At 71.1% G+C, this 7,799-nt stretch carries 8 protein-coding genes; 3 read left to right on the top strand and 5 right to left on the bottom strand.

Annotated features, from left to right (window positions below; genetic code table 11):
* The coding region (locus D7X32_RS41735) for a proline and serine-rich protein 1 family protein (RefSeq protein WP_147450480.1) at positions 1 to 563 on the top strand (563 nt) is incomplete at its 5' end.
* A 10-nt stretch (positions 564 to 573) separates the two neighbouring features.
* Here D7X32_RS41735 and D7X32_RS41730 read toward each other — a convergent pair.
* The gene (locus D7X32_RS41730; protein WP_120608076.1) at positions 574 to 1,068 is read right to left on the bottom strand and encodes a TlpA family protein disulfide reductase; all 495 of its coding nucleotides are present in this window, start codon (positions 1,066 to 1,068) and stop codon (positions 574 to 576) included.
* Positions 1,069 to 1,245: 177 nt separating this feature from the next.
* Here D7X32_RS41730 and D7X32_RS41725 point away from each other — a divergent pair, with 177 nt between their 5' ends.
* Positions 1,246 to 2,664, top strand: coding sequence for a right-handed parallel beta-helix repeat-containing protein (locus D7X32_RS41725; RefSeq protein WP_120608075.1), 1,419 nt, complete (start codon positions 1,246 to 1,248; stop codon positions 2,662 to 2,664).
* A 54-nt stretch (positions 2,665 to 2,718) separates the two neighbouring features.
* On the opposite strand, the gene D7X32_RS41720 is transcribed toward D7X32_RS41725, so the two are convergent.
* The 3 genes from D7X32_RS41720 to D7X32_RS41710 all read right to left on the bottom strand — a co-directional run bounded on the left by D7X32_RS41720 (position 2,719) and on the right by D7X32_RS41710 (position 5,260).
* The gene (locus tag D7X32_RS41720; protein ID WP_120608074.1) at positions 2,719 to 3,114 is read right to left on the bottom strand and encodes a hypothetical protein; all 396 of its coding nucleotides are present in this window, start codon (positions 3,112 to 3,114) and stop codon (positions 2,719 to 2,721) included.
* A 47-nt stretch (positions 3,115 to 3,161) separates the two neighbouring features.
* On the bottom strand, positions 3,162 to 4,289 hold the full coding sequence (locus D7X32_RS41715) for a cytochrome-c peroxidase (protein ID WP_120608073.1): 1,128 nt from the start codon (positions 4,287 to 4,289) through the stop codon (positions 3,162 to 3,164).
* A 194-nt stretch (positions 4,290 to 4,483) separates the two neighbouring features.
* Positions 4,484 to 5,260 (bottom strand): YfiM family lipoprotein, encoded by a 777-nt coding sequence (locus D7X32_RS41710; protein ID WP_120608072.1) that lies wholly within the window; start codon positions 5,258 to 5,260, stop codon positions 4,484 to 4,486.
* Between the two features lie 141 nt (positions 5,261 to 5,401).
* Here D7X32_RS41710 and D7X32_RS41705 point away from each other — a divergent pair, with 141 nt between their 5' ends.
* The gene (locus tag D7X32_RS41705; protein WP_244239472.1) at positions 5,402 to 6,493 is read left to right on the top strand and encodes an acyltransferase family protein; all 1,092 of its coding nucleotides are present in this window, start codon (positions 5,402 to 5,404) and stop codon (positions 6,491 to 6,493) included.
* Between the two features lie 79 nt (positions 6,494 to 6,572).
* Here D7X32_RS41705 and D7X32_RS41700 read toward each other — a convergent pair whose 3' ends face one another.
* Entirely contained in the window at positions 6,573 to 7,757 is a 1,185-nt protein-coding gene (locus D7X32_RS41700; RefSeq protein ID WP_120608071.1) for a tRNA-uridine aminocarboxypropyltransferase, read from the bottom strand.
* Between the last annotated feature and the right edge of the window lie 42 nt (positions 7,758 to 7,799).

Raw genomic sequence — 7,799 nt, 5'->3', positions numbered from 1 at the left:
GCCCGGTGCCGCAGCCGATGCCGCCCCCGCCGCCCCAGCGCAACCTGGCCGTCATCGACCGCGAGCAGGTGGAGCGCCGCATCGACCGGCTGGAGAACGCGCTGCGCGACGCGATGTCCCGCACGCGTGACAACAAGGGCCGCGAGAGCATCCGCGCCGCGATGGAGGAGCTGGACAAGCTGAGCGAGTACGTGGACGACGCCGCGCCCTACGGCACGGGCATCCCGGCGCCGCAGCAGCCGATGCCGCCCCCGCCGCCGGTGGTGCGGCCCATCGCGGACGCGCAGTTCCGCAGCATCACCCAGGCGATGGTGCGCGAGTCCTTCCCGCGCGAGAAGCTGCGCATCCTCTCGCAGGTGGCCCCGAACGAGAACTTCCTCGTGTCGCACATCATGACGGTGCTGGGGCAGTTCTCCTTCTCCAACGACAAGCTGGAGGTGGTGCGCATGATGCGGCCCACGCTGCTGGATCCGCAGAACGGCTACCAGCTGTACCAGGCGTTCCCCTTCTCCAGCGACAAGGAGAAGCTCCAGGCCATCCTGGACGGCGGCGGGCGCTACTAGCCTTCCCGCATCACCTGGAGAGCGCGGACCAGATGGTCCGCGCCTCCGGCGAGTCCACGGTGGCGTGGACGCTGGCCACCACCCGTCCTTCGGCGTCCAGCGCCAGGACATAGGGCGTCTCGCTGGAAGAGATGCCCAGCGCCTTGGCCATGCCGCCGTTCTTGTCCAGCCAGGTGTCCTTCCAGTAGTTCTGGGGCACCTGGCCCTTCGCCTTGCCCCGCGCGCTCCCCTCGCTGACGAAGAACGGCAGCTTCAGGGTGATGAGCGACTGGCGGTGCACCGAATCCTTCACGTGCTGGTCCGCCGCGTCGAACCACCCGCGCATCTTGTCGCCCGCGTCCTTGTCGGTGATGACGACCAGCAGCGTGGGGTGCCCCTTCAGCTCCTCACTCGCGTGATGGCCGGACGTCAGGTCGCTCGCGGAGAACTCCGGCAGCGGCTGTCCCTTGGAAGGCAGCGCGAACGCGCCCGGGGCCAGGAGCAGCCCCCCGGCCAGCGCTGACACTGCGAGCGTGGACCGTCCCCACCGCGAGCCTCTGGAATGGCATGCCATGGGAGGACAGGTGTTCACGCGAACACCGGTTCCCTAGCAGCCGGGATGCCTGCGCACGGCAGGCTGCCTGCCCTGCGTGGGGATCCGGTAGCTTCGGCGGCCCCCCTCTTGTGAACCGGGAGTCCCCCCTTGAGAACCGTTTCCCTCGCCCTGCTCCTGCTGCCCCTGACCAGTGGCGCGGCCGTGAAGAGCGTCGCCACCGTGGCCGACCTCCAGAACGCGCTCGCGTCCGCGAAGGCCGGTGATGAGCTCGTCCTGGAGGACGGCACGTACACCGTCAACGCGAACCTGAACTGCGCCGCGGAGGGCACGCAGGCGCAGCCCATCACCGTGCGTGCGAAGAACCGCTACGCGGCCCTCATCCGCTTCAACGCGCAGGAGGGCTTCAAGGTGTCCGGCCGCTATTGGACCTTCGACGGGCTCACCGTGGAGGGCATCTGCGCGAACGACGAGACCTGCGAGCACGCCTTCCACGTCACCGGCCACGCGGAGAACTTCGTCCTGCGCAACAGCCGCGTGCGCGACTTCAACGCGCAGCTCAAGGTGAACGCGGCGAAGAACGGCAGCGGCGTGTGGGAGATGCCGCACCGGGGCCTCATCGAGAACAACGAGGTCTACGACACGCACGCACGGGCGACGAACACGCCCGTCACCAAGCTGAACATCGACACGGGTGACGACTGGGTGGTCCGCGGCAACGAGCTGCACGACTTCTCCAAGGCGGGCGGCATCTCCTACGGCGCCTTCATGAAGAGCGGCGGCAAGCGGGGCCTCTTCGACAAGAACCGCGTCCTGTGCGTGAAGGACCAGCCCGCGGGGGACACGCGCATCGGCCTGTCGTTTGGCGGAGGCGGAACCGGGAATGAGTTCTGCGCGCCGGCCTTCGACCCGACCGTGCCGTGCTCGCCGGAGCACACGGACGGAATCATCCGCAACAACATCGTGGCGAACTGCTCGGACGTCGCGGTGTACCTGAACAAGGCCGCGAACACGCGCGTGCTGTTCAACACGTTCATCTCCACCACGGGCGTGGACTACCGCTACGCCGCGTCCACCGGCGAGGCCACCGGCAACGTGATGTCGGGGCTCATCCGCAGCAACCGCGACGGTGCCACCGGCAACGCGAGCGCGAACCGGATGAGCGTGACGACGGACGACTTCGCGGCCTGGTACGTGGCGCCGCTCAAGGGAGACCTGACGCTCAAGGGCGACGTGTCGGTCCTCATTGGCGCGGGCACCCGGAACGCCCTGGTGACGGAGGACTTCTGCGCGCGTCCCCGCCCCACCGCGACCACGATGGGCGCCCTGGAGCACTCGCTGGGTAACTGCCCCGTGGGCACGGATGCGGGCACCAGCACCGACGCGGGCACCGGAGTGGACGCGGGCGTCGCGGACGCGGGCACGGGCAGCAATCCGGACGCGGGCTCGGGGCCCGTGAAGGAAGCCCCCGAGGAAGATGAGGGCGGTTGCAGCGCGAGCCCCGGCATGCTGCCCGCGCTCCTCACGCTGCTCGTGCCGCTGGCCCTGCGCCGGCGCACCCGTCGCTAGCGAAGGCCCCGCGAGGCGGCTGGAGACCCCAGCCGCTTCGCTGCCCGCACGCGCCTAGAACGCGGTGGAGACGAACAGGCCTGGGCGGATGGCCAGGATGCCGCCCGCCACGAGTGCCAGCGACACCAGCGTGCCCACCAGCGGCAGGACGTAGCCGGGCGGCGTGCGGCGGCGGTTGGCGGACAGGGGGCCCTGGATGGCGCCCACCGCGAGAATCATCATCACGATGTGCCCGATGAGCGCCGGGTAGTACCCGCGCGTCACCAGCACCGCGATTCCCACGAGGACCTGCAGCTGCAGGAAGCCGGAGTAGGACGCGCCGATGATGCGCCCCACCTTGTCGAACGGGCGCTTCGTGGCGACCGCGAACGCGAAGAACGCCAGCGCGATGACCCCGGACAGGAGCACCAGGTAGCGAAGGCCCGAGTGGAGATGGAAGAAGAAGGTCATGGACGCGAGGGTTTAGCACCCGTAGGGCGGGACGCGACGTTTCAGAACTACGACGGATCCGGCTTGGGCGTGCGCTTCGTGCTGGGCGGCAGGGGCGGCGCGGAGATGCGCTCGGCGGGGGGCAGCTCGCCCGTGAGGCTCTTGAGGAAGGCCACCAGGTCGTCCACCTCCCCGTCCTTCAGCGTGCGGCCCAGCTGGTAGCGGCCCATCAGGCGCACCATGGCGGGCAGGTCCTTCACGCTGCCGTCGTGCAGGTAGGGCCCGGTCTTCTCCACGTTGCGCAGCGTGGGCACGCGGAAGTAGCCCCGGTCGTCCTCGTTCTTCGTCGCGTCGAAGCGGCCCGCGTCGGTGAGCGCCGGGTACGCCTCCACCAGCCCCAGCTTCTGGAACGACGCGCCGCCCACCGCCGGGCCGTTGTGGCACGTGGTGCAGCCGGTGGTGACGAAGGCCTCCAGGCCGCGCTGCTCCTGCGCGCTCAGGGCCGCGTGCTCGCCCGCGAGGAACCGGTCGAAGCGCGACGGCGTGGTGAGCGTGCGCTCGAAGGCGGCCAGCGCCCGGGCCGCGTTCGCCAGCGTGACGGGCTTGCCCCCCTTGGGGAAGGCGGCGCGGAAGCGGGTGGCGTACTCGGGCATGGAGGACAGCGTGGCCTCGACGCGCTTCGCGTCCGGCATGGCCATCTCCACCGGGTTCATCATGGGGCCTTCGGCCTGGGCCTCCAGCGTGGCGGCGCGGCCGTCCCAGAACTGCGCGATGTGGTGGGCCGCGTTGTAGACGGTGGGCGAGTTGCGGCTGCCCTTCTGCCCCTTGTGCCCGTCCGACAGCGCCTTGTTGTCCACGCCGAAGGTGTCCAGGCCGTGGCAGCTGTTGCAGGACACGTCGTGGTTCTTCGACAGGCGGGGCTCGTGGAAGAGCATGCGCCCCAGGGCCACCTGCGCCTCGGTGTCCGTGGGCAGCGGCGCCGGGTTGCGAGGCGCCTGGAAGAAGTGCGTGGCCAGCTTCGCCACCGCCGCGGCATCCGGGGCCGCGGGCTTCGGGGCCGGGAGATGCTCCGTCGCGGGAGGGAGCATCCGGAACTTTTCGCCCGTGTCGGTGCTGGAGGAGCGCTCACATCCGGCGAGCGGGCCAACGCCCAGCGCGGACAGGGTGAGCCCGAGAAGCAGTCGATTTCGCGGCATGTGGAAGGCCTCCCGTGAGCGGCACGATGCGGGCGCACCGTACCAGCGCCCCAGGTGGCTGGCTTCGCGACGGAACGTCGCACCCACTCCCGGTCCTTTCCCCTTCCATCAGTCCAGCAGCACCTGCCCGGACAGCGGCCCGGCAGGCGGGAAGCGGGGCGCTGCGGAACAAACCCGGCGCCGCTACCCCTTCTTCAAGGTCCCGGCGGCGCGCCGGGCACACGGACCGGCGCATCCGCCTGGAAGCGGGGCGCCACGGAGGACGGCGGATGCAGGACGACGACACGGGCGGCAAGGGGCGGGAGGTGGACGTGCTCGTCTGCCGCAAATGCCTGACGAAGAGCGCCCGGAGCGGAGGGCAGGACCTGCCGCGCTGGCTCCAGGGAGAGCTCGCCGAGCGGGGACTCGCCGGCCAGGTGCGCGTCACGCCCACGGGCTGCATGAACCAGTGCCCGCGCCGGCAGGTCACCGTGCTCGTCTCCGACACCGATGATCCCCAAGGTCGCATGCTGCTGGTGGAGCCCCGGCTCCAGCGCGACCTGCTCTTGAAGTTCGTGGAGCGCCGCGCGCGTCCGGACGCGCGCGGCGCCACGCCCGGCGACGACGCCGCGGGGAGGGGGCAGGAGCACCTCGGTGATGAACCGGTCCACGAGGAACGAGGCCAGTAGCCCCGTGGCGGTGCCGGCGGCGTCCCACGCCAGGTCCTTCACGGAGAAGACGCTGCCGCGAGCGCGGTCGTACAGCTCCTTGCCCAGCCCCACGCCCAATCCCAGTCCCACGCCGGTGAGCGCCCGCGCGCCCGTCGAGTCGAAGAGGACGGCGCCCGCGCCATAGCCCACGCCCGTGGCGGCCACACACGCCGCGAAGTGTCTGGGCTTGTCGCTGCCAAACCAATCATCGCCAGACGCGGCACGGGCGGCGACCGGAATGGTGAGAAGCGCGAGGGTGGCGACGGCGATACGAGGGGACATGCATCCATCCTGTAGCATTCCCCGCACGAGGACGGGACCTGGGCTGGGAGTGAAATCCCGGTGTGTTTCCACGCCTGCCGACCCCCACGGCTGGTGCGTTTTGGAGACGGGGCCCGCAGGTGGGCTTATGCTCGCCTGGCTTTGAAAGGCTTCGGTCCCTCGCTCAACTTCCGGCAGGCCCGTCACCCCGCGCTCGATGGCGCGCGGGGGTTGGCCGTGCTCGCCATGGTGCTGGGTCACACGCTGGACGCGCTGCTTGCGCCTGCGTTCCGGGACCACTCCTGGGTCCAGGAGTATTGGAAGCTCCGGGGCATCACCGCCCCGCTGTTCCTCCTGGTGAGCGGCTGGGCGGTGGTGATGGCGCTGGGCACGAAGCCGGGCGCCGCGAAGGACTCCTTCGGCCGCCGGTTCCGCCGCGCGCTGCTGCTGCTCTTCCTGGGCTACCTGCTGCACTGGCCGGGCTGGGGCGCGGTGCGTGAGCTGGGCTTCTCCGACGCCATGCTCCTCAAGGTCTTCCAGTTCGACGCGCTCCAGTGCATTGGCGCCTCCCTGCTCCTGGGCGCGATGGCGCTGGTGGTGACGCCGCACCGGGGCGCCCGGGCGCTGCTGCTCGGCGGGCTGGCGGTGGGCATCCCCCTGGCGAGCGCCGGGATGTGGAACGCGGGCGCGCACCTGCCGGTGCCGTTGCAGCAGTTCATTGGCAACGGGGAGGGCAGCCGCTTCCCGTTCTTCCCCTGGGCGGGCTTCTTCTTCGCGGGCGCGTTCGCCGCGCACGGGCTGCACCTGTTGAAGCCGGGCCTGCCACAGGGCTTCGCGCTGCTCGCGGTGGGCGGGGCGCTGCTGGCGCTCACCCGCCAGGTGCCCATGGAGTGGATGCCCACCAGCCCCACGATGGTGATGTACCGCGTGGCGCAGGGCCTGCTGGTGCTGGGAGCCGTCAACCTGCTGCCGCAGCGGGTGAGCGGCCTGCTGGCCCCGCTGGGACGGCTGTCATTGTGGATCTACGTGCTGCACCTGCCGGTGGTGTACGGCTGGGCGGACATCGCGGGCCTCGCGCAGCACATCGGTCCGCGGCTGGGCATCGCGTCGGCGCTGGGCGTGTCCGTGGCGCTGCTGGTGGGCTGCTACCTCATCGCCCGCGTGGGGCGCTGGGTGCGCGAGCAGGCCCGTCCCTGGCGCGCCGGCTCCACCACGCTGGGCGCCAGCGTCGGCACCGCCCGCCTGGGCCAGTAGCCCGAGCGGAGCCGAAGCCACGAACGGGCGTCATGCCCATGCGGCCGGCTTGAAGCCTCACGGCCGGGACGCGAACGGCTCAGCCTTCCGAGCCGGTGCGCGGCAGCTTCGCGGGAGGCTCGGTCGCGTTGCCACGGGCCACCAGCTCACGCGCCACGGACTCCAGCGCGCTGATGCGGCGGCCCGCGCGGCCCCGGGCCCACGCCGCCACCTCCGGCGACTTGAGCAGTGACACCGCCTGCTCCACGCCCCCCGCCTTGCCCTTGAGCGCCCGCGCCGCGGCGAGCCGCACGTTGCGCGCGGACCTGCGCGCCAGGCCGCCATTCCACAGCAGGTCCAGGGCGAAGGTGGTCCACACCGTCAGCTCGTCATCCGGACGCAGGAACGCCTCGAAGCGGGCCAGCGCCTCCGCGCGCGGCTCACCGGCGCGCAGCTCTTCTTCCGGCAGCTCGACGTGCAGCGGCGTGCTGTGCGCCAGCGGCTGCTCCGGCGCGATGACCGCCTCGAAGCGCTCGCCCGTGGCGAAACGGACCGCCACCAGGTGCACCAGCTCCGGCGGGATGCCCGCCTCCAGCGCGTGTGCGTTCGCCTCTGCGTAGAAGAGGACCAGCCGGTCCGCGGCATCCGCCAGCGAGCGCAGCTCCAGCGGTGGACGCCACTCGGTCTTGTAGAGCCGACGCCGGTTCGGGCCCGTGCGCGTCTCCTGCCGCTCCAGCTGCGTGTCCACCATGTACTCGAACGCGCCCAGCATGCGGTCGAAGTAGTCCGGCTTGCCCTCCAGCTGACCCAGGATCTCCGCCACCGCTTCGATGGTGGAGACGCAGTGGTCCGCCGGCTCCGCGCGGATGCGGTAGTTGCTCGGGCGGCGGGGCACGAAGCCGATGCGCGGCAGGGCCGCGAGCACCGGGTTGCGCATCACCACCTTCTTCGCCTGCGGCCAGGTTCCGTCTACGACGATGAGCGTCTCCGGCGGGTTCGCCTGGGCCTCCTCCACGGAGATGGCTTCCTCGCCCGGGAAGAGCACCGCGACACGCTCGGGGTTCTTCGCCAGCTCCTCCAGCCGCGCGTGGCCGGTGAAGTCCACGCCCCGGTGCAGCTCCGAGTTCGGCAGCGACAGGTGCGCCATGCGCGCCGTACCAATGGCCACGCGCCGCTCCCGCGGATGCTGGAGGAACACCACGCGCGTGCGCGTCTGGAGCTGGGGGACGTGCGCGCAGTAGCACGCGCTTTCGGGACGCAGACACCGGATGCAGAAGGTACGCACGCCCGGCCCTTTATCACGGCCCCGCCCCCGGCTGCCGGAGGC

The sequence above is a fragment of the Corallococcus carmarthensis genome (assembly GCF_003611695.1).
GTDB classification, from domain to species: domain Bacteria; phylum Myxococcota; class Myxococcia; order Myxococcales; family Myxococcaceae; genus Corallococcus; species Corallococcus carmarthensis.
Note: the sequence above shows the minus strand (reverse complement) of the source record. Positions and strands in the feature narration are given on the sequence as shown.